The sequence below is a fragment of the Streptomyces sp. NPDC048606 genome (genome assembly GCF_040650855.1).
Lineage (GTDB): Bacteria > Actinomycetota > Actinomycetes > Streptomycetales > Streptomycetaceae > Streptomyces.
The window spans coordinates 1-25051 of the sequence record NZ_JBEZIB010000066.1 but is presented as its reverse complement, the minus strand read 5'-3'; the positions used below and the strand labels follow the sequence as shown (position 1 = coordinate 25051).

Below are 25051 nucleotides of genomic sequence, written 5' to 3'. Positions count from 1 at the left end.
AGGCCAGCCCTTCGGGCCGGTTAGGCTTCCGCTTCGCTCCGGCCTAGGCAGAGACGCCCCCTCGCTGCGCTCGGGCGCGGGCCGCTTCGCGGCCCAAAGCCGGCCCTGCGGGCCGGTCAAGCCTCCGCTTCGCTCCGGCCTATGCAGAGATGCCCCCTCGCTGCGCTCGGGGCAGGGCTGCTTCGAGGCCCGAGGCCGGCCCTTTGGGCCGGTTGGGCCTCCGCTTCGCTCCGGCGTATGCAAAGACCCCGCCTCGCTGCGCTTGGCGCAGGGCTGCTTCGCAGCCCAAAGCCGGCCGGAAGGACGGGCCTAGGGCTTCAGCTTCAGCGAGGCCTAGGCAGAGAAGACTCCGTGATGCTGAGTTCTGCGTAGCGCAGCTCGGGGTGGCGAAGCTGTGTGTGGTGCGGCCTTGCTGGTCTTGGCTGGTGGGCCACAGGCGGGCCTTTAGGGCTTGTGTCGCTGTGTTTGGTGCAGACCTGGTGAAGGCCCGGGCAGCGGTGTTCCGCGGGTCGAAGTGCCCTGTGGGTGGGGGCGTCTGGCTCCTTGGCGAAGTTTTGACTTCGGGTGCTGGGTAGGGGTTTGAGGGGGTGGGCCTGGTGGTGGTTCAGGTGGGGGAGGGGCTGTTGTTTTTGGTTCCGGTTCAACAATTGGGTGCCGCTCCAGTGGGGCGCTTGTGGGGAGGGGTAGAGCTGAGTGGGATTTTGAAGTGTGCATGTTGGGGTGTGAGTGGAGGGTTCTTGGAGCCTCGTTGGAGGTTGGGAAGTGGGTGTTAACGGCGTTAATGGCGGAGGAGGGTTTGATTCAAAGTGGTGGTGAGATAGAGACGGGAATCAGTCAGATTCCGCGAGGTTATGGACAGGGTGTCCGAGAGCTTCCCTTCGGCCGGCTGGTGCTTCGGGGCGTCAGAAAGTGCGGTGGCGTTGAGCGTTGAGACGACGTTCAGTGCGCGCAGCGCGGCAGGAGACGGCCTATAGAAGGTACGGAGATGGATCGTCGCAGGTCAGGCGGGGTGCGGGGGGAAAGTTATGTCCCCTCAGGAGGGACATAACTCGATGGATGTGTCCCTGGTGGGGGGACAGAACGGCTGCAAAACGTCAGTGAGGCTGACGGTTTTTGGGCTAAAACGTCGGGGAGACTGACGTTCTTCCGGAGATACGTCCCCGAACTGCTGGAGGGAGGGGACGGGTTGGGTGGGGGCCGGGGAGGGGTGCCGGCGAGGGGGCGTGGCCGAGATGTGTCCCTGCTGGGGGGACATAAGACACGCCGAACGTCAACGAGCGTGACATTAGTGTCACCCTTGTTGACATACTCTCTCTGCAGATCAACGAAGTGGAGAGCATCCTCGTGTCATCAGAGCCACAGCGCCGTCGGCCGAGTCCGTCGCGCGCGCCGCGTCCTGATCTCCCCGTTGATGACGCGATCTCGGCATGGAGTCAGCCACTGGCTCCGGTCAAGGACCTGGACGGCCTGGCGAAGAGGTATCCGAGCCGGAAGCTGACGCTGGACGGCGAGCGCAAGCCGCTCGAGTTCTACGGGACGCAGAGTCAGCCCAATGCCTTTTCCATGGACAGCCTCGAGTTTTTTCTGGTGATCGCCCAGTACTTCAGGGAAGCATTGCCGTTGAGGTTGATCCTGCTGCTGATCGCGTGCCAGCGCGCGGGGGGGCGGATTCCACTTACTCAGGAGGAGATGGCTACGATCCTGGACGTCAGTCGGACGAAGACGTCGGAGGCACTGCACACCGTCATGTCTCATGGGATCGTCTTCAAGGTGCGGCGGGGTGTGTACCAGTTCAACCCGCCCTACAGTTACCGGGTGGCCGAGTTCATCCCGGGGACGGAGACGGCGGGTGAGTTCGTGAAGGTGGAGCAGCACAGCACCATCTCGCAGATCCGTGGCGATACGAGCCTGCCTGATCTGGTGCGCTTCCCGTCGCTGGACCACATGCGGCAGGCAATCGAGGAACTGCGGGCCGAACGGTCCAGAGAGCGCGCTGCGCGCCGGCTGAGCCGGGCACAGCGCAAGGAAGAAGGGACACCTCAGTGAGCACCTTGCGATTCGCTGCGGTCAACGCCGACGGGCTTCTCTCCGACCTGGACCTTCCGCCCGCGGCGTACCGTGTGTTGCTGAAGCTGCGCTCGCTGAGTGAGCCCGGGGGTCGGATCCTGATCGACCAGGCCTCCATCGGGGGGATGCTGGAGCTGAGCCGGCCGAGCGTGAACGCGGCGCTGCGCAGCCTGGAGCTCGCGAAGCTGGTGCGCAAGGTCCGCAACGGCGTCTACCAGATCAACCCGATGCTGGCCGGCTACAACTCCTTCGAGGACGCCGTCGCCGCGGTGAACGGGATGCCCGCCGAGGAGCGTCTGGACGCGCGGGGTTACGTCGCCAGCTACCACCAGGCGGTGGCGGAGTACCAGGACCAGTTGGCGGAGCAGCGGAAGAAGCGGGCGGCGCAGGCCGCGGCGAAGAAGGCCGCGGAGTCGAAGCGGCGGAGGACGTTGCACGCGGTGGGGTGAGAACGGCCCCGTGGAGGCCCCTGAGGGGGTCCAGGAGCGTGGAAGGCCCCGGGTGGATGGATCCCACCCGGGGCCTTCGGTTTCAGGGGCTTGGAGGGGCTGTTGGGGGCTAGAAGGCGAAGTCGACGTAGTCGATGTCCGTGAACTCGACGAGGAGGGTCGTCGCCCGTGCTCCGTTGTCCTTGAAGTAGATCTCCTGGAGGGCCTCGGCCGCGATGTGGCGGAGCTGGGCCTCGGTGGCGCCGGCCTCCTGGGCGGTGAAGAGGCGGCCCGCGTACTCCGGGGGAAGGTGCTGGGTGATGCGGCGCATGCGGCCGTCGTCGGTGGTGCCGGGGGCGGCGGTGAAGCCGAATCGGGCGCGGGTCTCGATGACGACGCCGGTGGTGCGGGCGGCCTGCTCGCGGGCGCGCTTGCGGACCAGGGGCTGCCAGCGGCGGCGTACCTCGGTTTCGAGGCGGGCGGCGAGCGCCGGCTTCGGTTGTCTGATCTGGTTGCGCACGTAGCGTTCGACGGTGCGCTGGGAGATGCCGAGGAGGGTGGCGGCCTCCTTGGTGGACTTGAGCTGTTTGACGAGGAAGCGCATCTGGGCGCCCGCCGACTTCGGGATCGGGCGGGTGAAGTGCTGCTCGTCGGCTCTGCTGAGACCGTCTGAGATGTCGGACACGGTTTACTCGCCGTCTGCGGCTGCGTCGTGGCCCTTGATGTGGCGGGCCGGGTTGATGTGTTCGTCGAGGAGTCCCACGGCCCACAGGAGCGGTTGGGTGCCTTCGTGCTTGACCATGCCGGGGCTGACGCCCAGGCGGAAGCCGCCGGGCAGGGGCTTGCCCTCGGGGGTGTGGGGGAGGAAGTCGAGGGGGCCGGGTCCGTCGGAGAGGTAGACGGCGCAGTCCGACAGGACCGCGATGGGGTGGAGGTCGGCGGCCTCGGCGAGCCTGCGCATCTTGCGGTGCATGTTGACGCGGGCCGTCGAGATGACGGCGGCGCGGATGTCGGGGCGCCAGGTGGGGCGTTCGAGGGCGGGCCAGGCCTCGCCGGGACGGTAGCCGGCGCCCTGGGGGCGTTCGCGGAGCTTGCCGATGCCGCCCTTGACCGTCGACTTGATGGCGGACAGGACGGCCACGGGGGCGGGGTCGTCCTGTGACTTGTGGGTGGTCATCGCGTCCAGGAACTCGGCTTCGGTGAGCGAGGTGGTGACGCCGAGGTCGGCCATCGTCGCGATGTAGGCGTCGCGCAGGCGGGTGTACCAGGCGTCGAGGTACGGGCCGTTGTCCGGGCGGATCCACGCCTCGGTGGGGCGGACGTCGTGGCCGAGCTCCAGGGCGTAGGCGAGGGTCGGGGTGGCGTACCAGGCGGGTCCGGTGGGGGGCTTGCCGTGCGGGGTGAAGGGGCTGGGCAGGCGCGGGTCGTGGGGGACGGCCGAGAGGTCCGCGAGCCAGCAGCCGGGGGTCTTCGGGTCGAAGCGGGGGCGGTCGGTGTGGACGGCCGGGCCCAGGCCCACCGGGAGACGGTTGGCGGCCGCGGCGAAGGCCATGTTCACGTCGATGCCGACGGCGTGGGTGCGGGCGCACTCGGCGTCCGTGAGGAGTTCGGGGTCGCGGATCCAGTCGTAGGCCTCCTCGTCGAGGACCTGGTCCGGGGTGCGCTGGTGGGCGCGCGGGTACAGGGCCGCGACCACCGGGTGCTCGTCGGGGGCCTCCGGGGGAGCGGGGTCGACGGGGTGGGTGAGGGAGCCGGCGACGGGGGCGGATTCCCAGGCGTTCGTGAGGGGGTTGCGGGCGGCGCGGGTGGGCGGGCGGAGCGCCGTCATGAGTTCGAGGCCGGTGACGGCGGTGGAGCCTCGGGGGGTCAGGACGCGGGTGGCGTACGTCGTGAGGACGTCGGCGAGTTCGGGGGCCGGGAGTTCGGCGGTGTCCTCGCCCCAGGCGCGGGGGTCGAGCGCGCCCCAGGGGAGTACGGCGAGTTGGACGCACTGGCGGCCGGTGGCGGCGGTGGCCGGACGGTAGACGCGGGCCCAGGGGCCGAAGCCGCGGCGGGTCAGTTGCCACTTGGCCTTGGTGAGCTGCCGGACCACCGGGTGGTTGTCGGGCAGGCGGAGGGCGCGGCGGTCTTCGAGGGTGAGGGGCAGGCCGAGGGCTTCGGCGGCGGGGGCGGTGAGGACGAGCAGGGGGTCGCCGTCCTTGCCGTTGCGGTGGAGCCGGGGGGTGCGGAGGTCCGCGTCGGGGCCGAGGGCCCAGGTGATGAGTGCGGGGAGGTCCGCGGTGGGGTGGGCGAGGACGAGGCCGCCGGCGGCGTGGGCCTGGCCGGTGCCGTCGAGGACGGCGAGAGGGCCGTTGCCCGCGAAAGGGGTGGGGGGCGTCGGCCGGGGGCGGGGGTGGGCCCGGGGTTGGGGCTTCTGCTTCTGGGGTGCGGGCTCGGGGTGCCGGGGGGAGGGGGCGACTTCGGGGTCGGCGGCGTTGACGGCGTTAACGGCGTTAACGGTGGAGGGCGGTGCGGGGGTGCCGGTGGGAGGTTCGGCGTTAACGGCGTTAACGGGGTGGGGGGGAGGAAGCGGGTCGGTGGGGGTGGGGAGTCCGGCGTTAACGGCGTTAACGGTGGAGGGGGGTGTGGGGGGTGCCGGTGTGTCGGTGGGGGGCGCGGCGTTAACGGCGTTAACGGTGTCGGTGGGGTGGAGGGCGGCGAGGCCTTCCAGGAGGCGGGCGTACGCGGCGCGCTTCGGGGGGCGGGGGGCCGTGCGGCCCGTTTCCCAGGAGGTGACCGTTTCGCGGCGGACCGAGAGGGCCTTGGCGATCTGGTCCTGGCTGAGGCCGGCGGCCTCGCGCAGGCGCTTGCGCTCGTCCGGGTGCGGCAGCCCGTCCTGTGCGGCCGCCTCTTCGAGCAGGGCGTCGACCGCTGCGAAGAGGGTGGTCTGTTCGTTCTTGTCGCTCATGGGTACCTCCGGGTGCAGCCTATGCGAACCGCACGTTTGAACGCACACGAAACGCACGTGGGGGCGTCGACGGTGTGGTGCCGTCAGCGCCCCCGGCGTGGGTGTGGCTTCAGATGCGTGTGATCAGGAGCTCGGTGACGGCCTTCAGGTCGTCCGGCGTGAGGTGGGCGGTGAGGGCGTCCGCGATGGTCTGCGGGGAGTCGGTGGCGATCGTGATGCGGGGGGTCGAAGGGAGCGGAGGGGGCGGAGGGGTCGCCGGGGCGGCCGGGGCGTTAACGGCGTTAACGCCGTTAACGGTCGGCGGCGTCGGGCGGGTGCGCTGGCGCGGGGGATTGACCGCGCTCAGGCTCTCGGCCGCCGCCGTCGCCTGCTCCTCCTGGGGAAGGCGGCCGATGCGCCGGGCCGGCTCCACCTTGAGCTCGCCGGTCTCCACCTTCTCCTGGAGGCTCGGGGTGAGGTTGAGGAGCGTCAGGCGCTGGGAGACCCAGGCGGCGGTCTTGCCGAGCCGCTTGGCCACCTGGGCCTGGGAGCCGTGCACCTCGACGAGCTCCTGGAGGGCGCGCGCCTGGTCCATGGGGGCCACGTCGACCCGGTGGACGTTGGCGATGAGGGCCGATTCGAGGATGTCGGCGGCCGACGCGGAGAGGGCGTCGTTCACGTGGATCTGGATGGTCTTCAGGCCCGCGAGCTGTGCCGCCGCCAGCCGGCGGTTGCCGTCGATGACCACGTACGGGGCACGGCCGAGGCCGTCGGTCTGTCCGGGGTGGGCTTCCATGAAGGCCATGCGGGTGGCGACGGCGAGCGGCTGGAGCTGGCCGCGGGAGAGGAGGGACTGGGCCAGTTCGTCGATCTCCGTGAGGTCCTCGCGGAGGTTGAACGGGTTGTGGGCGAGGGCCTCGATGGGCACCTCGGACGGCGGGACGACCCCGGAGGTGGGGGCGCCGGTGGCCTCGGCGATGGCCGCGCGGCGGGGGCTGACGCCCACGGGCTGCGCGCGGGCGAAGGACGCCGAGACTCCGAGCTTGTCGGCCTTGCTCATGAGATCTCCCGGGCGAGGGCGCGCAGTGCGACGGCTTGGTCGCCCTTGGGGGCGTAGACGAACAGCGGCTGCTTCACGCGTACGGCTTCGCGCTGTTCCTTGAGGTCGGGGACGATCGCCACGACCCGCGGATCCTTTATGTCCATCCAGGCCTGGAGGGAGGAGGTCGCGATGTAGCCGCGGCGGCCGTCGTAGAGGTTCACGACGAGGCCGAGGTAGTCGATGTCCAGGCTGAGGTCGTCGCGCAGATCGTTGATCTGGGAGGTGAGCAGGTCGTAGGCGTCGGCGGAGGAGTCCTCGGCCTGTACGACGATCAGGGCCCCGGAGGCGCCGGGCTGTTCGGCGTCGCGGCGGCGGCCGTAGTAGATGGCGGCGTCCATGCTGAGGCCGAGGCTGGGCGGGCAGTCGATGAGGATGACGTCGTAGTCGGACTCGACCGGGGCGAGGGCGCGTTCGAGGGCGGCCTCGCGGGCGCGGACCGTGGAGAGGCGGACGTCCAGGAGGAAGGCGTCCGTGCAGGCGGGCAGGATGTGGAGACGGTCGCCGAAGCGCTCGTCCGGGACCTGGACGATCAGGTCGGAGAGGGGGCCCTTGGCCTCGCCGGCCATGTGGCAGGTGAGGCTGTCGCCGCCGATGGGCAGGGGCTGGCCGCCGAGCTGCTTGGTGAGGTGCCCCTGCGGGTCGAAGTCGACGAGCAGGACGCGCATCCCCAGGCCCGGCAGGTCTTCGAGGTCCAGGGGAGTGGTGTGCTCCGGGTGGTGCGGGGCATCGCCCTCGGTCGGGGCGAGGCGGGCCAGTTGGCGGGCGACGCGCACCGGGTGGAGGGTCGAGGGGTCCTCGGCGAGGGCCTCGGCGGTGCCCGCGGTGATGGCGGTCTTGCCGACTCCGCCCTTCTGGTTGCACACGACGATGCGGCGGACGACGGCCGGTCGCCGCACGGTGGGGGCCGGGTTCATCTCCAGCCAGAGGCGCACCGCCTGGGCGAGACCCTGGATGAGGGAGACGCCGCGGTCCTTGGCGTCCGTACGGAAGGAATCCCACTGACCGGCGGGCAGCCACGTCGAGAACGACTCGGCGCCGGAGGTGTCGACGGGGGAGGGCGCGGAGGCGAGGGCGCTCCAGTGGGCGATGCCCTGGTGGACGGCGTCCTGGATGTCGACCCGCAGTTGGGCGGTGCGGATCTTCAACTCCTGGCGGAGCCACGGGGGGAGCTTGGAGACGACCTTCTCTCGGTCGCTCTGGGACGAGGGCGAAGTCATGAGAGGGACTTTACTAACGTTCTTGGGTGCGTGTGAGCGCCACGCTTGAGTTTTGCTAACGAAGTGGGTCGTGGGTGTCGGGAAACGCGACAGGGCGGCCTCGCACACGCCGTAGCGAGCACCCCCGTGGTTCACCACGGCGTGTGCGAGGCCGCCCTGGACGCGTCGTCAGCCGACGGGAAGCGCCGGGACGGTGGGCTCGGGGGCCGGACCGACACCGACACCGAGGTCGGGGTCGAGGACGTCGAGACCGAGCTCGGCGCGGCAGGCGGACGAGCCGGCCGGGTCGAAGAGGGGGATGCGAGGTCCGGGGACGATGCCCGGCAGGAGGTAGTTCCAGAGGTCGACGACCCGGGTGTGCAGGTCCTCGCGGCCGGTGCGCACGTGCGAGGTGACCTGGATGCCGGTGAAGGAGCCGACGAGGAAGGTGGAGAGGTCGTTCACGTCGATCGACGGGAAGAGGTCTCCGCGTTCCTTCGCCGGCGCCAGACAGCCGCGGCTGGTCTCGATCCAGGCGTTGTACGGGGACGGGTCCGGGTGCGTGAACGACCCGAACTCGATCACCAGGCGGATGCCGGCGCGGACGCGGACGTTGGTGCGCAGCCCGAACGCCATCTGGTGGGTGAGGTCGATGACCGTTTGCAGGCCAGGTTCCTCGATGGCGGGGACGTCCTTGGAGACCTGGAACTGTTCGTCGATCAGGGTGCGGGCGAGGGCTTCCTTGGACGGGAAGTGGAAGTAGAGGGCGCCCTTGGTGACCCCGGCGTGCTTGACCACGTCGCTGAGGCTCGTGCCGCCGAAGCCGGAGCGGTCGAAGGCGATGGCCGCGCCCTCCAGGATCGCCTGTCGGGTGTTCTCCGCCCGTTCCTGCCTGACCCTCGCCACGTGGGTTTCTCCTGATGCCTGTTGGGGTCGCTGGTACGGGTCAATGTAGTGCGACCCCGCGAAAGAAAACCAGTCGACAAGTACTTTTAAGGGCGGGGTGGAGTGGGGTTTTGGGGGTGTGTGGTGGGTTGTGGGGTGTTTCTTTTTGGTGGGTTGGGGTGGGGGCTGGGCGTTAACGGCGTTAACGCCGCCAACGGGTGGGGGCGTTAACGCCGTTAACGCCGTTAACGCCGTTAACGCCTTCAGCGTCGGTGAGGCCGGCGGTGGTGGGAGCCGGCGTCGGCCCGGCGGCGCGGGAGGAAGGTGCGGGGCCGGGCGGTCGACGTGTATGCATGCCCGCATGGATACGTTCGCGGTACTCGACGTCGTTTCGGAGGCGGAGCGGGAGGGCGTGGTGCCCCGGGGCGCCACGCGGGGCGAGGGGCGGGCCGCGCGCTGATGGTGCCGCTGTTGTTGCTCCTCGTCCCGGCCGCGCTCGTCGGCACCTGCTTCCTGCTCGGCTCCGCGTTCACCGGGTTCGTCCGGGCCGGGTCCCGCGGCGGCGGACGCGGGACCCGGCCGCGAGCGCTCGCCGCCCTGCTCGGAGCCTGCGCTGCCGGCTGCTACGCGTGGGGACTGCTCCACGTGGCGGGGGCGGTCCTGGAGACGGAGGACGGCGGCGCCGGCTCCTCGCCGCCGGCGCCCTGCCGGATACCCGGCCGGGAGGCGCGGGCCGAGACCTTCGTCGACTACGCCGTGACGTACGTGCCCCTGCGCTTCGTCTGCGAGACGGCGGACGGCGGCGGTTACGTCGGCGATTCCCTGCCCGCGTACGTGAACCCGGTCGCGTTCGGCTTCGCGCCGGTGGCCCTCGGCTCCTGGGGGCTCGCGGTCGCCGCCTCGCGGCGGCGGGTGGTCGGGGTGGTCGAGGCGGCCGGCGGGGAGCGGCAACGGCGTTAACGGCGTTAACGCCGTTACGCCTCGGGGGAGCGGAGCAGGGGGCTCCGGTGGGAGTCCGGTCACGCTCCGGCGGGGGCGCCGACTGTGGCCGCGAGGATTCCGCGTCCCTGCCCGGGAACCGGCGGACGCGGTCGGCGCGGTGTGGAGAGCCCCCCATGGTCAAGCAGGAGCGTGCCGCGCGCACGCGGGAAGCCCTCGTGCGCGCCGCCGCGGAGGTGTTCTTCGAGGAGGGCTACGTCGCCGCCTCGGTCGCCGCGATCAGCCGACGGGCCGGACTGACCCCCGGCGCGCTCCACTTCCACTTCGAGAACAAGACCGCGCTCGCCACGGCCGTGGAACACCGGGCGGCGGACGCGTTGCGCCGCCTCACCGGGGCCTGTGGCGTCGACGACCCGCTGGAGGCGCTCGTCGAGTCGACGTACGAGCTGATGGACCTCCTCACCCGCGACGTGGTCGTGCGGGCCGGCTTCGCGCTGTCCGTGGACGCGTCCTACCGGAGCCGCGTCGCACTGCGGCGGCAGTGGGGGCGGTGGGTGGGCGAGTCGCTCGTCGCGGCGCACCGGGCGGGCCGGCTCGCCGACGGAGTCTCCCCGCAGGACGCGGCCAGGGTGGTCCTGGCCTCGACCGTGGGGTTGGAGGTGCTGGGGGTCGCCGAACCCGACTGGGCCGCGCCCGACACCCTCGCCCGCATCTGGGCCCTGTTGCTGCCGAGGATCGCAGCGGACGGGCACCAAAAAACAGACCGCTTGGTTTGATCTGCCCTGCGTAGAGCCCCCTGAGGCCCTCGTCGAGGGGTGGTCCAGGGTGTCAGTGCTGCGGTCAAAGTGCCCGATCTGAAACGTATAGGCTGGTCAGTCAGTGTTCTTGAGCGGAAGTAGAGTCTCACTGGCTACAAAACAGCGCGGACGGTTTGATATTGACAAACCGTGGGGCCTGTTTTCTACTGACTCTTGCGACTCATCCAAGGACACAGGGGAGTACGACGTGGACATCGATGTACTGGGCGCACTGGCCGTGCGGGAGAACGGGATCTCCATCACGCCGACCGCCCCCAAGCCCCGGCAGGTCCTGGCCCTGTTGGCCCTCCATGCCGACCAGGTCGTGCCGGTCTCGGCGCTGATCGAGGAGCTGTGGGGCGGATTACCGCCGCGCAGTGCCCGTACGACGCTCCAGACGTACGTGCTCCAGCTCCGCGCGCTCATCGCGACGGCCCTGGAGGGCAACGAGGGCAACGGCCGGGTGCGCACGGCCAAGGACGTGCTGGTCACACTGCCGGGCGGCTACCTGCTCAGCAGCGGCGGCGGGACCAGTGACGTCCGTGAATTCGACCGGCTGGCCGGCATGGGATACCGGGCGATGGACGCCGGTGACCACCCGAACGCCGCGCGGTTGCTGCGCGAGGCGCTGGCGCTGTGGTCCGGGCCGGCGTTCGCCGACGTCCAGGGCGGCGTCCAGCTCGACATGGAGACGCGACGGCTGGAGGAGACCCGGCTGTGCGCCCTCGACCAGCGCATCGAGGCCGACCTGCGACTGGGGCGCCACCGCGAACTGCTCGCCGAACTGACCGTCCTGGCCAGCCGGTACCGCACCCACGAGAACCTGCACGGACAGTTCATGCTCGCCCTGCACCGCTCCGGCCGCCGCGGCGAGGCCCTGGACGTGTACCAGCGGCTGCGCGCCACGCTCGTCCGTGACCTGGGGCTGGAGCCGTCCGGGGCGCTGCGCCGGTTGCAGCGCTCGATATTGATGGCCGGTCCGGAAGGGGCCGGGGCCGCCGCGGCAGTGGGCGTACCCGTCGGTGCCGGGGTCGGCGCCGGGGTCGGCGCGGGTGACGCGGTGGCAGCGGTGAGGGCCGAACGGCTCGTGCGGGCCTGACCACCCCGCGCGGTGTGGGCGTGGGGAGATCGGGGGCGGAAGGAGACGGAGCGGTGCAGGAGAGGTCGGAGCGAACCCGTAGGCGGCTGGTCTTCGCGGGGGCCGAGATGTTCCACCGCAACGGATACGCCAATGCGACGCTCGGCGAGATCGCGGGCGCGGCGGGTGTGACGAAGGGGGCGCTGTACTTCCACTTCGCCTCGAAGGACGAGCTCGCGGACGCCGTGCAACAGCGCGGCTGCGGGTTGCTGCACGAAGCGGTGCGCGGGCTGCGCGAAGCCGGCGCCTCGCCCTTGCAGGCACTGATCGACATGACGCACTGGTTGGCGCGGACGCTGCACGAGGATCCGGCGATCCCCGCGAGCTTCCGCATCACCAAGGAGTGCGCGGGGCAGCAGCCGGCGGTCGTGGACTTCCACGGGACGTGGCTGGCGGCGGTGTACGGACTGCTGCGGATGGCACGGGACACCGGGGAACTGCCCGTGGTCGACGCCGGGCGTGCGGTGCCCGGCGGGATCGGTGGCGTCGGTGCGGTCGAGGGCGTGGGCGTGGGCGCGGTCGGTGGTTCCGGTGCGGGCGACGGGCGGGGCCACGACGGCCCGGGCGCCGGCGCCGGTGGCTGGGAGAGCGCCGAGGCCCTGGTGGCGGCCGCGGTCTGCGGCATCGAGGTGCTGGCCGGGACCGGGCTGACGTACTGGGAGTTGCAGCGGAAGGTGGCCGCCCTGTGGGGGCTGCTGCTGCCGAGCCTGGTCGGCGAGGCGCGCGTAGGGGAGTACCGCACCGGCGCCGTCGAGGCGCGGGCGGTGGGCGGGGAACGGTGCTACGAGTTCCTCGGCAGCGGGGTGTAGGGACACGCAGGACGAAACGGAAATCGAGGCGACTCGACGGAAGGCGGAAGGGTCATCGTGGAGATTCAGGTTCTGGGTCCGTTGAGCGCCGAGATCAACGGCCGCTCGATCGTGCCCACGGCGGGCAAGCCCCGGCAGATCCTGGCCCTGCTCGCACTGCACCCGGGGCGGGTGATCCCCGTACCCACCCTCATGGAGGAGATCTGGGGCCACGACCTGCCCCACAGCGCGCACACCACCCTCCAGACGTACATCCTCCAACTGCGCCGCAGGCTCGGTACGGCCATGGGGCCGGGCCGACCGCAGGGCGCGAAGGAGGTGCTGGCGACCCGGCACGGCGGATACCTGCTCCAGGTGCCGCCCGAGTCCATCGACGTCAACCGGTACGAGACCCTCGTGACCCAGGGCCAGAGCGCCTTCGAGGACGGGGACGACGAGACGGCGGCGCGACGGCTGCGGGACGCGCTCGGGCTGTGGCAGGGGCGCGCGCTGGTCGACGTACGCGTGGGGCCGATCCTGGAGATCGAGGTCATGCGGCTGGAGGAGAGCCGGCTGGTCACGGTCGAGCGGCGCATCGACGTGGACCTGCGGCTCGGCCGGCACAGCGAACTCCTCGCGGAACTGACCGAGTTGACCGCGCGCCACCGGCAGCACGAGGGGCTCCACTCCCAGCTGATGGTGGCCCTGTACCGGTCGGGACGACAGGGCGGCGCCCTCGACGTCTACCGGCGGCTGCGGCACCGGCTGATCGGGGAACTCGGGGTCGAGCCCTCGAACCAGCTCCAGCGGCTGCACCAGGCGATGCTCACCGTGGACCCGGCCCTCGACGTCGTCGCCGGCCCCCGACGCGGATCGACGTTCGACCTGTACGCGGCCTGATTCCGCGGATGCGGGTGCGGATGCGGATGCGGATGCGGGCGGCCCGTGCGGGGGCCGCCGCGGAGCGGGATCAGGGCTGGGGGACGACCGTACGGTCCACCGCGTCCAGCGCGACCTGCCACGGGAAGTGCGGCGGGGCGTCCGGACCCGCCGGGCCGGGGACGAAACCGCCCTCGCCGTAGAGCAGTTCGGCGCCGGCGCCGCGCAGGACCGTCAGGGACTGCTCGAACTGGGGGTGCGCGGCGAGCGCGGCGTTCGTACAGGGCATCGCGACGACCGGGGTGCCCTTGCCGAGGGCCTCGGCGGCCACCCCGACGGTGAAGCGGTCGGTCAGGCCGAGCGCCCAGGCGTTGATCGTGTTGAAGGTGGCGGGGGCGAACAGCAGCGCGTCCGCGGCGGGCCACACGTCGGGCTCCCCGGGGAGCTTGTACTGCCAGCGCACCGGGTTGCCGGTCAGGGCGGCGAGCCCGTCGAGGCTCTGCGCGATCCACTGCGCCGCCGTCGGGGTCAGGCCCACGCAGACGTCCCAGCCGCGCGACTGGGCGTCCTCGATCACGTGGGCCACGTCGAAGACGGGCGGGGCGGCGGAGCAGAACAGGTAGAGAGTCCTCGTCATACCGTCATGTGATCATATTGCCGGCCCTTGACCCTCCCCGATGGCGTACACGGGTCCGCAGGGAGATCGAGATCACTGCGGACCCGGGGACCGCGGTCAGGCGGCGGCGGTGACCTTCGAGGCGAAGGCGTCCAGGTTCCCCCGCATCCGCGCGAGGCGCTCGTCCACGGTGAGGGACTCCTCGTGACGCGTGGTGCGCAGCTTCGGCTGCCGCTTCCCGCGGACGTACAGGGAGCAGGCGAGATCGGCGCAGATGTACGTGCCGACCGTGTTGCCCTCGCGGCCCCGGGCGCCCGCCAGGGGCGCGGCGAGCAGGGTGACCCCGGAGGAGGCGTGCCCGGTCAGGCAGATCTGGCACAGGCTGGACTTCAACGCGCTGGTGCGGCCGACGGCGGGCACCCGCAGCGAGATCCCGACGGGCCCGTCGGGGCGGGGCAGCACGAGGTGGGCCCGCAGCGGCGCGCCGGGATCCACCCAGCCCAGGAAGTCGAGGTCCTGCCAGGGCAGTTCGGCGAAGTCGAGGGGCAGCCGCAGCCGGGCGGCCTCGCCCTTGGTGCAGTTCACGAAGGATGAGCGGATCTGTTTGTCATTGAGCGGTTCCACGGGGGTCGACCCTAATGCCGGTCCGCGGGGGCGCGCATCCCGATATCGGGCACCCCCACCCCGGTCGTGCCTCGGGCGCTCTCGGGGCTCTCGGGGACTCTCGGGGGCGTGGACGCACGCGTATGCGGTTGAGCTTCTCGCCGATGTCGCGCGTCGGGCGATCGGGCTTGACTGGTCCACATGACGACGAACGAGAAGAACCAGAAGAACCAGAAGAACGAGAAGAACCAGAAGAACCAGAAGAACCAGAAGAACGAGAAGAACGAGAAGAACGACGCGAACGACGCGAACGAGGCGAACGAGGCGAACGGGATGGACGCGCGGGGGCTCACGCTCGTCATCGGCGGCAACGGCAAGACGGGGCGCCGCGTCGTCGAGCGGCTGCGGAGCCTCGGCCTGCCCGTCCGGGTCGGGTCCCGCGCCGGCGAGCCGCCCTTCGACTGGAACGCCCCCGAGACCTGGGGGCCGGCGCTGCGGGACGTGCGCCGGGTGTACGTGACGTACCACCCCGACCTGGCCTTCCCCGGGGCCGCCGAGCGGATCGGCGAGTTCGCCGCGCTTGCCGTCGCCACCGGGGCCCGCAGGCTCGTGCTGCTGTCGGGCCGGGGCGAGGAGGCCGCGCGGCGCGCTGAGGAACTGCTGAAGGCCTCCGGCGCCGACTGGACGGTGGTCCGGGCCTCCTGGTTCCACCAGAACTTCGACGAGGCCTTCTTCCTGGAGCCCGTGTTGGCCGGGGAGATCGCCCTGCCGACGGGGGACGCGGTCGAGCCGTTCGTCGACGCCGACGACATCGCCGACGTCGTCGTGGCCGCGCTCACCGACGAACGGCACGTCGGCCGGACGTACGAGCTGTCCGGGCCGCGGCTGATGGGCTTCGCGGACGTGGCCGCCGAACTGTCGAAGGCGACCGGGCGCGAGATCGCGTACGTCCCCGTCGCGGACGAGGAGTACCGGGCGGTCCTGCGGGAGAACGGGCTGCCGGAGGAGTTCGCCGAGCTGTTCACGCTGATCACCGACGGGCGCAACGCGCACCTCGTCCACGGCGTGCGGGAGGTGCTGGGGCGCCCGCCGCGGGACTTCGCCGACTACGCCCGGGAGGTGGCGGCGAGCGGGGTGTGGGACGTCTGAGCGGGGTGGGGGCGGGGAGGATGGGGGCATGGACACGCTGACCGGTCTGCTCGAAGGGCCCCACGCCCGGGGCGCCTTCCTGCTCAAGGCCGTCTTCAACCCGCCGTGGTCCGTACGGATCGAGGACCGGGCCCCGCTGTCGGTGCTGACGGCGGTGCGCGGTGCGGCCTGGGTGCTGCCCGACGGGGGCGAGCCGGTCCGGTTGGGGCCGGGGGACGTGGCGCTCGTACGGGGACCCGAGCCGTACACGCTGGCCGACGACCCGGACAGTCCGGTACGGGTCACCGTGGGCCCGGACCAGCGGTGCAGCAGCGCCGGCTCGGGCGAGGACCTCACCGACAGCCTGACGCTGGGCGTGCGGACCTGGGGCGATCCGGTGCGCGGGCCCCGCTCGACGGTGGTGCTGAGCGGGACCTACCAGGCGCCGGGCGAGGTCGGACGGCGCCTGCTGGGGGCGCTGCCGGCGGTACTGGTCCGCCCGGCGGGGCACGCGGACGCGGCGCTGATCGCGCTGCTGGCCTCGGAGATGAGCCGGGACGAGCCGGGCCAGGAGATCGTGTTGGACCGGCTCCTCGACCTGCTGCTGATCGGGGTGCTGCGGGCCTGGCTCGCCGACCCGGAGGCGGGCGCGCCGGCCTGGTACCGGGCGCAGGGCGATCCGGTGGTCGGGCCGGCGCTGCGGCTGCTGCACGAGCGGCCGGGCCACGGTTGGACGGTGGCCGAACTGGCCCGCCGGGCCGGGGTGTCGCGGGCCTCGCTCGCCCGGCGCTTCACGGAGCTGGTCGGCGAGCCGCCGGTGGCCTACCTGACGGGCCGGCGGATCGCCCTCGCCGCCGACCTGCTGCGCGAGCCGGACGCCACCGTCGCGACGGTGGCCCGCCGGGTCGGCTACGGCAGCGCGTTCGCGCTGTCCACGGCCTTCAAGCGGGTCCGGGGGGTCAGCCCGCAGGAGTTCCGCGCGGGCGTCTCCCCGGCCTGGACGGTGACGGGGGCGGGGGCGCCGGCGTCGGCGTCGGCGCGGACGGTGGTGCTGGCCTGACGGGCCGGTCCCGGCGGGGCTACCCGAGGTCGAGGGCCGCCACGGGCTGGTCGCCGCTCAGCTCGCCCGTGAGCCGGAAGCCCAGCCCGAGGTAGAAGGGCTCGGGGCTGCCCTCGCCCGGGTGGAAGGTGACGTACGCGCGGGCATCGCCGCGCCGGCGCAGCTCGTCGAGGACCGCCCGGACCGCGAAACGGCCGTAGCCCTTGCCCTGGTGGTCGGCGGAGACGTTCAGGCGCCACAGGCCGGAGCGGCGGCCCTCGGGGTCCGCGGCGGGGTCCCAGACGATGTCGAGGAAGGCCATGACGAAGCCGACGACCTCGTCGCCGTCCACGACGGCGCGGGGCCAGGCGGTCGGGCCGTGGGCGTAGGCCTCGGCGAGCGACTTCACGACGGGGGAGACGAGGTGCTCCTGGTGCGGGTGGATCCGCACCGCGCACACGGCGTCGAAGTTCTCGGGGGTCACCGGAACCAGACGGAGGGTTGAGCTGATCATGGTCTCAGCGTAGATCCGACGGACTTCGGTGATCCCATGGGAAAGGAACGGGGCGTCCGGTATATTTTTGCCGAGCGGGAAGAGAGGATCATGATGCGCGCGTGCGGCACGCCGACGTCGGACTCAGCCGCGGACCCCGATCCGCTCGTCTTCGGGCAGGTTCGCCGTGGCCTCCCTGTAAACGTCGGTGGCACGGGTCTCGCCGAGCTGGAGGGAAGCCAGCACGGAGGGCATCACGATGCTGGGGAGCAGGTGGCGCAGGAGAGCGGTGACCCTGGTCACGAGATCCCGGTAGTCGGTGAGCGCCTGGGACATCGATTGGATGCCCGCGTAGGAGCCGACGATCACGTCGGCCGTCTCGACCGGCACGACGTGGGGCAGCAGTTCTCCCTGCGCCTGGGCCTTTTCGAGGCGCTCCAGGACGGGCATGGCCCAGGTGCGGAACGGGCCGCTGCGGTCGAGCCCCTGTGCCTGCTGGTCCATGGTCAGCCGCACCGCGGCCCGGACCATGGCGTCCGTTTCCAGACGGTAGGTGTGCAGCATGACGATGTCCACGATCTCCTGGACCTTGGACGGCCGTTCGGGCAGAACGAGGTTCTGGTCCTGCGAGCTGAGGACCCCTTGCGCGAGGTCGTCCTTGGATTGGAAGTGGAAGTACAGGGCACCCTTGGTGACCCCGGCCGTCGTGAGGATCTCCGAGATCGTGGCGGCCTGGTAGCCGCGCTCCTCGAAGATCTTTGCCGCCGCGAACAGGATCGCCCTGCGCGTCCGGATGGCTCGGGCCTGCTCAGCCACTTTGCCTCCCTCCTCCACAAAATGTTCCGGAGCGGCGGCAGTCAGGTGCAAACCGTCCGTCCCGTACGTATCTTACAGCGGGTAACTGTGGCGCCAAGTCTTTGCGCGGCCGGGCAGACCTTCGACGGGGGAAAGAGACCATGATTCTCGTGACGGGTGCGACCGGGACGATTGGCCGGGAAGTGATGTCCCGTCTCGGACCGGAAGCGGAGGTTCGGGTACTGGCGAGAGAGCCGCGCAGGGTCGACACCGTGTCCGGGGCGGTGGAGGTGGTGCGGGGGGACTACGGCGACCCGCGTTCACTGGAGTACGCCCTGCGGGGCGTGCTCGGAGTTTTTCTCGTCACCGCGCGGGTGGGGGGTCGGGACGACGCCGACTTCCTGCGAGCCGCGCGATCGGCCGGTGTCCGGCACGTGGTCAAGCTTTCGGCGGCGGCCGTCACGGACTCGGGAGCGGACGACCTGATCACCCGTTGGCAGCGGGATACCGAGGAATTGCTGGTCGGTTCCGGGATGGACTGGACCCTGCTGCGCCCGCGGTCCTTCATGTCGAACACCCTCTCCTGGGCGGGATCCATTCGCGCGGAAGGGGTCGTACGGGTTCTCTACGGGAGTTCGGCCAATGCCTGCGTGGACCCTCGCGACATCGCGGACGTGGCGGTGCGCACGCTCACGGAGCCGGGCCACGAGGGTCGGGCGTACACGCTCACCGGACCCGAGGCGATCACCGCGCACGAGCAGACGGCCCAACTGTCCGAGGTGCTGGGCCGTCCGGTGCGCTGTGAGGAACTGGAGCCGGAACAGGCCCGTGCCCGATGGGGCGAACGGTATCCGGCGGACGTGGTCGAGGCCTTGCTGGGCAGCGCCGGGCGGCAGCGTGACGGTGCCAAGCTTCGGGTGGAGGACACGGTGCGGGAGGTGACCGGAGTGCCGGCGCGATCCTTCCGGGAATGGGTACGGGACAACGTGGCGGCGTTCGGGCCGCGGTGACGGCTCCGGTCAGCAGAACCCGGGAGCGGCCGTGAGAGTGGTGCCGAAGACGAACTCGCCGTCCTGGTGCCCCGTGACGTAGACGGTGTCGTAGGTGCCGGCATCGGCCCGTGACAGCACCCGTGCCTTGATCAGGCAGGGCAGGTCCAGTTCCACGTACCGCTTGAAGTCGCTGTCCATGCTGAGGGGCAGAAGGGACGATCGGCCGAGCGCGGCGGTGGCCGCTTGGCGTGCCGCCTCCAGCAGGGTCATGCCCGGCACGTGGTCGACGGGGTGGTCGAAGAGTACGGGGTGCAGGGTGTCCACCCGCAGCTGCCAGTGATCGGGCTCGCCCAACGGGGAGAGGACGACGTCCGTCGGGGACAGCCGTCCCACGCTCTGGGGCGCCACGGGCGCGGTGAGCGGCAGCGGGCTGTGGTCGGCCTCCAACGTGTGGTCGGGGCGCAGTCGCTGGTACACGGCGGGGCTGGTGCAGGTGTAGGAGAGACGGCCGCGCGCCACGACGTGTCCCTCTCGGTGGACGACCGCCTCGTAGGTGAGACCGGACAGGCTGCCGCCCCGGCGCTTGACCTCGGTGCAGTGGACGTCGATGTCGAGGGACGCAGGCGTGGGACGGACCTGGAGGTGCTCAGGGTGCACCGACAGGCTGACGTCCCACCACAGGAAGTGATGGCCGAAAGGAACGCCGTACTCCGCGTGGGCCAGCAGGCTGCCGATCTGCCGGATCGTCTCTCCGCAGAGCAGTGGATCGTGGAAACCGCCCTCGAGCGGTGTGTAGAAGCTGTGGCTGCGGGGCCACTGCGCGGTCACCCGGAAGCGATCCTCACCGATCCGATCCCAATCGGTGAGAAGAACTTCGGCGACCGAGGCGCGATGCACTAATTCCTTCGGAACGGTGGCGGTGAGGGACGGGTACCGGTGACCGTTCGCGGTTCTGAGGGAGGAGGCCGTGCCGTGCCACGGCGCACTGCGGTCGACCGACATGCGCTCGACTTGAAACGTGCTCGCGCTCATTGTTCCCCCTAGACAGCGCTGGCGAGATTTGGTGTGGCTGCTGAGAAAAATATATACCAACCGGTTTTTTATCCAGGGGGTGTCCGGACCTCGGTACGGGAAAAACCGGAAGAAACGCTTCCGGACATTCTTTGCCGTGCTGTTTCCGTAGATCCTCGCAGTTTGGCGGGATTCGGTTCTTCCATGGGCCTCTGACGGCATCCTTCCGGCGTCCGGCGCGGACGGTCGAGGGGGTGACAACCCTTGGCCGGTGGCCCGGGGAGGGGGATGGTCGAGTCCCGGACCATGGGCCGGCCTGCGGCTGGGGGCCGGCGACGTGTCGTGGGCGCCGTTGGCGAGGGGCGCCGAGTGACTTGATCATGGCCGGTTCGCGACTTGCGAGAAGGTGGCCGCGAGGCTCTAACGAAACCGCGCAATCGGTTTGTTAGGGAGTGTCCGCAACGGTGCGTGTGCCCCTGTGATTGCCGAGCGGTGCTCCAGTGACGATCCAGTCGCACTCCGGGCAGGAAGGTGATCATGATGTGAACTTAGCCGCCACTGGGCAAACCGTGACCGGTTTGTGGAGATCGCATGGTCAAGCAGGAACGTGCTGCCCGCACGCGCGAGAGTCTGGTCCGGGCCGCCGCCGAGGTGTTCACCGAGGAGGGCTTCGTCACGGCGTCGATCGCGTCCATCAGCAAACGCGCGGGGGTCAGCGCCGGCGGGCTGCACTTCCACTTCGGGAACAAGGCGGCGCTCGCCGAGGCCGTGTTGCTGCGGGCGTCCGAGGCGGTCCGGGTCATCACGGTGTCCCGGCTGTCCGGGGGCAACGCGCTCCAGGTGCTCGTGGACTCCACGCACGACCTGATGGCGCTGCTCGCCCACGACCCCGTCGTCAGCGCCGGGTTCGGGCTGTGCGCCACCGCGAGCGCGCGCGCCGACCACGACGGGGGCGACGGGTTCGACCTGCGCCGGCAGTGGCGGCGTTGGGTCGAGGCGATGTTCCGCGCCGCCGACCAGGAGGGCCGGCTCGCCGACGGGGTGTCGCCGGACGACGCCGCGGCCGCCGTCGTGGCCGCGATCGTCGGCTTCGAGGTGCTCGGCGCCGCCGAACAGGGGTGGTTCGCGCAGTCCTCCCTCACCCGCTACTGGACGCTGATGCTGCCGCGGATCGCCGCGCACGGATCGCTCGGCGAACTGGCCGCCGACGGATCCCGCGAAGAGGGTCCGCCCCTACCCGTCGGCGCGACCGACTGAGACGACCAGATGGTCGGTTCTGCTCCGCAGAGGACCCCTCGGGACCCTTCCCGAGGGGTCTTTTTTGTTCTTCTGTAGGGGCTCGGAAGCGGCTCCCGAGGGTCTCTCGACCATTGAAGTCGCAGGTCAGAGGTGGTTTTCGGGGTGTGAGGGGGTGCTCAGCGGAAGGAAACGGCGCAAGCGGTTTGGTATTGACAAACCGGAGCTCCTGTTTTTTGCTCATTCCGGTGAAGTTCAAGGGCTCATCCACGGACGAAGTAGGGGAGTACGGCGTGGACATCGATGTACTGGGCGCACTGGCCGTTCGGGAGAACGGGACCTCCATCACGCCGACGGCGGCCAAGCCCCGTCAGGTGCTGGCGCTGCTCGCCCTGCACGCGGACCAGGTGGTCCCCGTGGCGGCGCTGATCGAGGAACTGTGGGGGGAGGAACCGCCGCGCAGTGCCCGTACGACGCTCCAGACGTACGTGCTCCAGCTCCGCGCGCTCATCGCGACGGCCCTGGAGGGCACCGACGGAACCCGCACGCCCAAGGACGTGCTGGTCACGCTGCCCGGCGGCTACATGCTCAGCAGCAACGGCGGGACCAGTGACGTCCGCGAATTCGACCGGCTGGCCGGAATGGGCTACCGGGCGATGGACGCCGGGGACTTCCCCGGCGCGGCCCGCCTCCTGCGCGAGGCGCTGGCGCTGTGGTCCGGGCCGGCGTTCGCCGACGTCCAGGGCGGCGTCCAGCTCGACATGGAGACCCGCCGGCTGGAGGAGACCCGGCTGTGCGCCCTCGACCAGCGCATCGAGGCCGACCTGCGACTCGGCAGGCACCGTGAACTGCTCGCCGAACTGACCGTCCTGGCCAGCCGGTACCGCACCCACGAGAACCTGCACGGACAGTTCATGCTCGCCCTGCACCGCTCCGGCCGCCGCGGCGAGGCCCTCAGCGTCTACCAGCGGCTGCGCGCGACCCTCGTGCGGGAGCTCGGCATCGAGCCCTCGGCCGCCCTGCGCCGGCTCCAGCGCTCCATCCTGATGACCGGCCCCGAAAACCCGATGGAAACCCCCGACTCGGCTCGTAAGCGCCTTGCGCGGGTCGGTTGAGAAGTCATCGCCGGGTAATCGCTCGCTCATTTCCGGTAGCTGTCCGGTAAATGCGTTCGAGAATTTTCGAAGAAAATGTCGAAAGAGATATGAGCGAGCGTAACCGGAAGTAAGCAGACCTGGCCGAAAGTGCAGGAGAGCGGCGGTGTGGGGACGTAACCGGAGTCTAACGGTTTCTCGACTCCCGGAGCCCTCGCGTTTCGGAGAACTACTCGACGTCGACTTGAGATTTCGGTGATGTTGCCCAGGGCGGCCTTATCGTTCTCACGTCGAATACTGAAAACCGGGAGTAGCTCGACGAAATGCGGAGAGGAGACGAGAGACCGTGAAGATTCAGGTTCTGGGGCCGTTGAGTGCCGAGGTCAACGGGGCATCGATCGTTCCTACGGCAGGCAAACCGCGTCAGATCCTGGCGCTCCTCGCGCTCTACCCGGGGCGGGTGATGCCCGTACCGACCCTCATGGAGGAGATCTGGGGGACCGACCTGCCCCAGAGCGCGCTCACCACCCTGCAGACGTACATCCTCCAGCTGCGCCGCAGGCTGGGCACCGCCATGGGCCCCGGGTCACCGACCACCGCCAAGGACGTGCTCGCGACCCGGCACGGCGGATACCTGCTCCAGATCCCGCAGGAGTCCGTGGACGTCCACGAGTACGAGAACCTCGTCGCCGGCGGCCAGAGCGCCTTCGACGACGGTGACGACGAGCGCGCCGCCGACCTGCTGCGCAAGGCCCTCGGCCTCTGGCAGGGCCCCGCCCTGGTCGACGTACGCGTCGGGCCCATCCTGGACATCGAGGTCCTGCGGCTGGCCGAGAGCAGGCTCGTGGCCACCGAGCGGCGCATCGACGTCGACCTGCGCCTGGGCCGGCACACCGAACTCCTCGCCGAGCTCACCGAGCTGATCGCCCGCCACCCGCAGCACGAGGGCCTCCACTCGCAGGCCATGGTCGCCCTCTACCGCTCCGGCCGGCAGGCCACGGCGCTGGACGTCTACCGCCGGCTGCGGACCCGCCTGATCGACGAGCTGGGCGTGGAACCCTCCCAGCAGCTGCAGCGCCTCCACCAGGCGATGCTGCGGGTCGACCCGGCCCTCGACGTCGTCGCCGGGCCGCGCCGCACCTCCACCTTCGACCTGTACGCGGCCTGACGGAGCCGCACGCACCACCCACCCCACGGGCCGCCGGAGCGCGGCCGCGTGCGCGGTCCGCCGGCCGCGTACCGCTTCCAGCCGCTCTCCACCGACTTCGGTCAGGCTCGGGTCCACCCGGCGCGCTTCCGCGTGCCCGAGGACGAGGAGAGAGTAGCCATGGACCGGCTGGACCCCACCACCCTGACCCGCATCCTGCGGGCCTGGGACGGAGAGGAAGAGGGCGTCGAACTCACCGACGACGTCCTCGACCTGTACTGGGTCGAGCTCGGCTACGACTGTCTCTCCGTCCTGCAGACCACCGGCTGGATCGAGTGGAGGTTCGGCATCCTCCTCGACGGGGACGCCCTGGAGCAGGCCGACACCCCCCGCAGCTACCTCGGCCTGGTCAACGCGGAACTCCACCGGAAGTCCAGAGACCTTCCGGTGGTCGCGGACAGGCTCTGCATCAAGCGTTGAGAGGGGTGTCTATGTCTGTCGAGCGAGTACACCGGATGTCGTTCGCGGTGGACGCGGCGGCACCGGCCGGCGTCCTGTACGGGCTGGTGGCGGACACCACCCAGTGGCCGCTGCTCGTGCCGGCCACCGTCCACGTCGAACGCATGGACTTCGACGGGACCCAGGACCGGTACTTCATGTGGGCCGGCGCGGACGGGAACGTACGGCAGTCGGTCTGGCGCCGGACCCTGGATCCCGAGCGGCTGCGCGTCGACTTCCACCAGGAGGTCCCCACCGCCCCCGTCACCTCGACGGCCGGGAGCTGGAGCGTCCAGGCGCTCGCCCCCGGCTGGTCGCGGCTGACCCTGGAGCAGTACGTCACCGTCGCCGGCAACCGCGCCGCGGACGTGGAACGGACCCGCGCGGCGACGGAGGCCGACAGCCGGGCCACGCTCACCCGGATCCGGGAACTCGCCGAACGCTGGGGCCGGCTGGACGCGCTGACGCTCTCCTTCGAGGACACCCTGCGCATCGAGGGCCCGCCCGAGCCGGCCTACGCCTTCCTGTACGAGGTGGGCGCCTGGCCCGGCCGCGTCCCGCACGTCGCACGCGTCGACGTGGTCGAGGACCGTCCCGGCGTGCAGGTCGTCAGCACCGACACCCTGACGCCCGACGGCTCCGTCCACACCACCGACGCCGTACGCGTCTGTTTCCCCGCGGCCGGCCGCATCGTCCACAAGCAGACCCGGCCCTCCGCCCTGCTCGCCGCGCACACCGGCGAGTGGTCGGTGCTGCCCGACGCCGACGGGGTCACCGTGGTCTCCCGCCACGACGTCCTGCTGGACGAGGCGATGGTCGAGCGTTCCTTCGGCCCCGACGCCGACCTCTCCGAGGCCCGCCGCTACGTGCGCGAGGCCCTCGGACGCGAGAGCGAGGCCACCTTGCGGCTGACCCGCGACCACGCGCGCGAGGTGGCCCGGCAGGCGGAGCGCGACGCCGCCGCGCGCGCCGGCGTCAGGACCCTGCGCGCGGTGTGAGAGCCGGACCGCGAGCGGAGGTCCGGCTCCCACCGTCGATCACCGCCGACGGGTCACCCGCCGATGGTCACCCGCCGACGACGGTCCACGCGTCGTTGCCCGTCAGCAGGGCGCCCAGGTCCGCCTTGCCCTGCCGCTCGACGGCCTTCTCCAGCTGCTCCGCCATGAGGGTGTCGTAGACGGGGCGTTCGGTGTCGCGGAAGACGCCGATGGGGGTGTGGTGGAGGGTGTCGGGGTCGGCGAGGCGGGAGAGGGC

General features: G+C 70.8%; 25 protein-coding genes and 1 pseudogene. 15 read left to right on the top strand and 11 right to left on the bottom strand.

The features are described 5' to 3' along the window. Nucleotides 1–1329 precede the first annotated feature (1329 nt). Both AB0D01_RS38350 and AB0D01_RS38345 read left to right on the top strand, forming a co-directional pair. Nucleotides 1330–2046 carry a hypothetical protein gene (locus AB0D01_RS38350; RefSeq protein ID WP_363063797.1) on the top strand — a complete coding sequence of 239 codons (717 nt, stop codon included), beginning with the start codon at nt 1330–1332 and terminating at the stop codon, nt 2044–2046. Then, a complete protein-coding gene (locus AB0D01_RS38345) occupies nt 2043–2516 on the top strand; it encodes a MarR family transcriptional regulator (protein ID WP_363063795.1) in 474 nt (157 codons plus the stop codon). Before AB0D01_RS38350 ends, AB0D01_RS38345 begins: the two co-directional genes overlap by 4 nt. Before the next feature lie 109 nt (nt 2517–2625). On the opposite strand, the gene AB0D01_RS38340 is transcribed toward AB0D01_RS38345, so the two are convergent. From AB0D01_RS38340 to AB0D01_RS38320, 5 genes are all read right to left on the bottom strand, one after another. Next, nucleotides 2626–3180: an XRE family transcriptional regulator gene (locus AB0D01_RS38340; RefSeq protein WP_363063793.1), complete on the bottom strand. Its 555-nt coding sequence runs from the start codon at nt 3178–3180 to the stop codon at nt 2626–2628. A gap of 3 nt (nt 3181–3183) precedes the next feature. Continuing rightward, the gene (locus AB0D01_RS38335) at nt 3184–5442 is read right to left on the bottom strand and encodes a helix-turn-helix transcriptional regulator (protein ID WP_363063791.1); all 2259 of its coding nucleotides are present in this window, start codon (nt 5440–5442) and stop codon (nt 3184–3186) included. Between the two features lie 109 nt (nt 5443–5551). Continuing rightward, a complete protein-coding gene (locus AB0D01_RS38330) occupies nt 5552–6481 on the bottom strand; it encodes a ParB/RepB/Spo0J family partition protein (RefSeq protein WP_363063789.1) in 930 nt (309 codons plus the stop codon). Then, nucleotides 6478–7740 (bottom strand): ParA family protein, encoded by a 1263-nt coding sequence (locus AB0D01_RS38325; protein WP_363063787.1) that lies wholly within the window; start codon nt 7738–7740, stop codon nt 6478–6480. Before AB0D01_RS38325 ends, AB0D01_RS38330 begins: the two co-directional genes overlap by 4 nt. Nucleotides 7741–7908: 168 nt before the next feature. Beyond that, complete coding sequence (locus AB0D01_RS38320; RefSeq protein ID WP_363063785.1) at nt 7909–8625, bottom strand: ScbR family autoregulator-binding transcription factor; 717 nt, start codon at nt 8623–8625, stop codon at nt 7909–7911. 438 nt (nt 8626–9063) lie between these two features. Here AB0D01_RS38320 and AB0D01_RS38315 point away from each other — a divergent pair, with 438 nt between their 5' ends. The 5 genes from AB0D01_RS38315 to AB0D01_RS38295 all read left to right on the top strand — a co-directional run bounded on the left by AB0D01_RS38315 (nt 9064) and on the right by AB0D01_RS38295 (nt 13166). Beyond that, on the top strand, nt 9064–9564 hold the full coding sequence (locus tag AB0D01_RS38315) for a hypothetical protein (protein ID WP_363063783.1): 501 nt from the start codon (nt 9064–9066) through the stop codon (nt 9562–9564). A 155-nt stretch (nt 9565–9719) separates the two neighbouring features. After that, the gene (locus AB0D01_RS38310; protein ID WP_363063781.1) at nt 9720–10319 is read left to right on the top strand and encodes a ScbR family autoregulator-binding transcription factor; all 600 of its coding nucleotides are present in this window, start codon (nt 9720–9722) and stop codon (nt 10317–10319) included. A 229-nt stretch (nt 10320–10548) separates the two neighbouring features. After that, a complete protein-coding gene (locus AB0D01_RS38305; protein ID WP_363063779.1) occupies nt 10549–11439 on the top strand; it encodes an AfsR/SARP family transcriptional regulator in 891 nt (296 codons plus the stop codon). A gap of 53 nt (nt 11440–11492) precedes the next feature. After that, nucleotides 11493–12287, top strand: coding sequence for a ScbR family autoregulator-binding transcription factor (locus tag AB0D01_RS38300; protein WP_363063777.1), 795 nt, complete (start codon nt 11493–11495; stop codon nt 12285–12287). Nucleotides 12288–12344: 57 nt separating this feature from the next. Then, nucleotides 12345–13166: an AfsR/SARP family transcriptional regulator gene (locus tag AB0D01_RS38295; protein WP_363063775.1), complete on the top strand. Its 822-nt coding sequence runs from the start codon at nt 12345–12347 to the stop codon at nt 13164–13166. A gap of 70 nt (nt 13167–13236) precedes the next feature. Here AB0D01_RS38295 and AB0D01_RS38290 read toward each other — a convergent pair whose 3' ends face one another. Together AB0D01_RS38290 and AB0D01_RS38285 are read right to left on the bottom strand one after the other, a co-directional pair. Continuing rightward, entirely contained in the window at nt 13237–13782 is a 546-nt protein-coding gene (locus AB0D01_RS38290) for a flavoprotein (RefSeq protein WP_363063773.1), read from the bottom strand. A gap of 96 nt (nt 13783–13878) precedes the next feature. Continuing rightward, nucleotides 13879–14385 (bottom strand): FBP domain-containing protein, encoded by a 507-nt coding sequence (locus tag AB0D01_RS38285; RefSeq protein WP_363063771.1) that lies wholly within the window; start codon nt 14383–14385, stop codon nt 13879–13881. A gap of 312 nt (nt 14386–14697) precedes the next feature. On the opposite strand from AB0D01_RS38285, the gene AB0D01_RS38280 reads away from it, so the two are divergent. Next, nucleotides 14698–15513, top strand: a complete 816-nt coding sequence (locus tag AB0D01_RS38280; RefSeq protein ID WP_363063801.1) for an NAD(P)H-binding protein — start codon at nt 14698–14700, stop codon at nt 15511–15513. A 28-nt stretch (nt 15514–15541) separates the two neighbouring features. Further along, the gene (locus AB0D01_RS38275) at nt 15542–16552 is read left to right on the top strand and encodes an AraC family transcriptional regulator (protein WP_363063769.1); all 1011 of its coding nucleotides are present in this window, start codon (nt 15542–15544) and stop codon (nt 16550–16552) included. A 19-nt stretch (nt 16553–16571) separates the two neighbouring features. On the opposite strand, the gene AB0D01_RS38270 is transcribed toward AB0D01_RS38275, so the two are convergent. Both AB0D01_RS38270 and AB0D01_RS38265 read right to left on the bottom strand, forming a co-directional pair. Further along, entirely contained in the window at nt 16572–17045 is a 474-nt protein-coding gene (locus AB0D01_RS38270) for a GNAT family N-acetyltransferase (RefSeq protein WP_363063767.1), read from the bottom strand. Nucleotides 17046–17168: 123 nt separating this feature from the next. Further along, the gene (locus AB0D01_RS38265; protein ID WP_363063765.1) at nt 17169–17840 is read right to left on the bottom strand and encodes a ScbR family autoregulator-binding transcription factor; all 672 of its coding nucleotides are present in this window, start codon (nt 17838–17840) and stop codon (nt 17169–17171) included. A 140-nt stretch (nt 17841–17980) separates the two neighbouring features. On the opposite strand from AB0D01_RS38265, the gene AB0D01_RS38260 reads away from it, so the two are divergent. Beyond that, nucleotides 17981–18829: an SDR family oxidoreductase gene (locus tag AB0D01_RS38260; RefSeq protein ID WP_363063763.1), complete on the top strand. Its 849-nt coding sequence runs from the start codon at nt 17981–17983 to the stop codon at nt 18827–18829. A gap of 9 nt (nt 18830–18838) precedes the next feature. On the opposite strand, the gene AB0D01_RS38255 is transcribed toward AB0D01_RS38260, so the two are convergent. Beyond that, nucleotides 18839–19813: a ScbA/BarX family gamma-butyrolactone biosynthesis protein gene (locus AB0D01_RS38255; protein WP_363063799.1), complete on the bottom strand. Its 975-nt coding sequence runs from the start codon at nt 19811–19813 to the stop codon at nt 18839–18841. Between the two features lie 600 nt (nt 19814–20413). On the opposite strand from AB0D01_RS38255, the gene AB0D01_RS38250 reads away from it, so the two are divergent. The 5 genes from AB0D01_RS38250 to AB0D01_RS38230 all read left to right on the top strand — a co-directional run bounded on the left by AB0D01_RS38250 (nt 20414) and on the right by AB0D01_RS38230 (nt 24795). Continuing rightward, nucleotides 20414–21079, top strand: coding sequence for a ScbR family autoregulator-binding transcription factor (locus AB0D01_RS38250; RefSeq protein ID WP_363063761.1), 666 nt, complete (start codon nt 20414–20416; stop codon nt 21077–21079). Between the two features lie 272 nt (nt 21080–21351). Further along, nucleotides 21352–22173 carry an AfsR/SARP family transcriptional regulator gene (locus AB0D01_RS38245; RefSeq protein ID WP_363063759.1) on the top strand — a complete coding sequence of 274 codons (822 nt, stop codon included), beginning with the start codon at nt 21352–21354 and terminating at the stop codon, nt 22171–22173. Between the two features lie 325 nt (nt 22174–22498). Continuing rightward, nucleotides 22499–23320, top strand: coding sequence for an AfsR/SARP family transcriptional regulator (locus tag AB0D01_RS38240; RefSeq protein ID WP_363063758.1), 822 nt, complete (start codon nt 22499–22501; stop codon nt 23318–23320). A 48-nt stretch (nt 23321–23368) separates the two neighbouring features. Next, nucleotides 23369–23779, top strand: a complete 411-nt coding sequence (locus AB0D01_RS38235; RefSeq protein ID WP_363063756.1) for a hypothetical protein — start codon at nt 23369–23371, stop codon at nt 23777–23779. An 11-nt stretch (nt 23780–23790) separates the two neighbouring features. Further along, nucleotides 23791–24795: an aromatase/cyclase gene (locus AB0D01_RS38230; protein WP_363063754.1), complete on the top strand. Its 1005-nt coding sequence runs from the start codon at nt 23791–23793 to the stop codon at nt 24793–24795. Between the two features lie 67 nt (nt 24796–24862). Here AB0D01_RS38230 and AB0D01_RS38225 read toward each other — a convergent pair. Then, nucleotides 24863–25051, bottom strand: a pseudogene (locus AB0D01_RS38225) (2-oxoacid:ferredoxin oxidoreductase subunit beta); the annotation flags it as partial.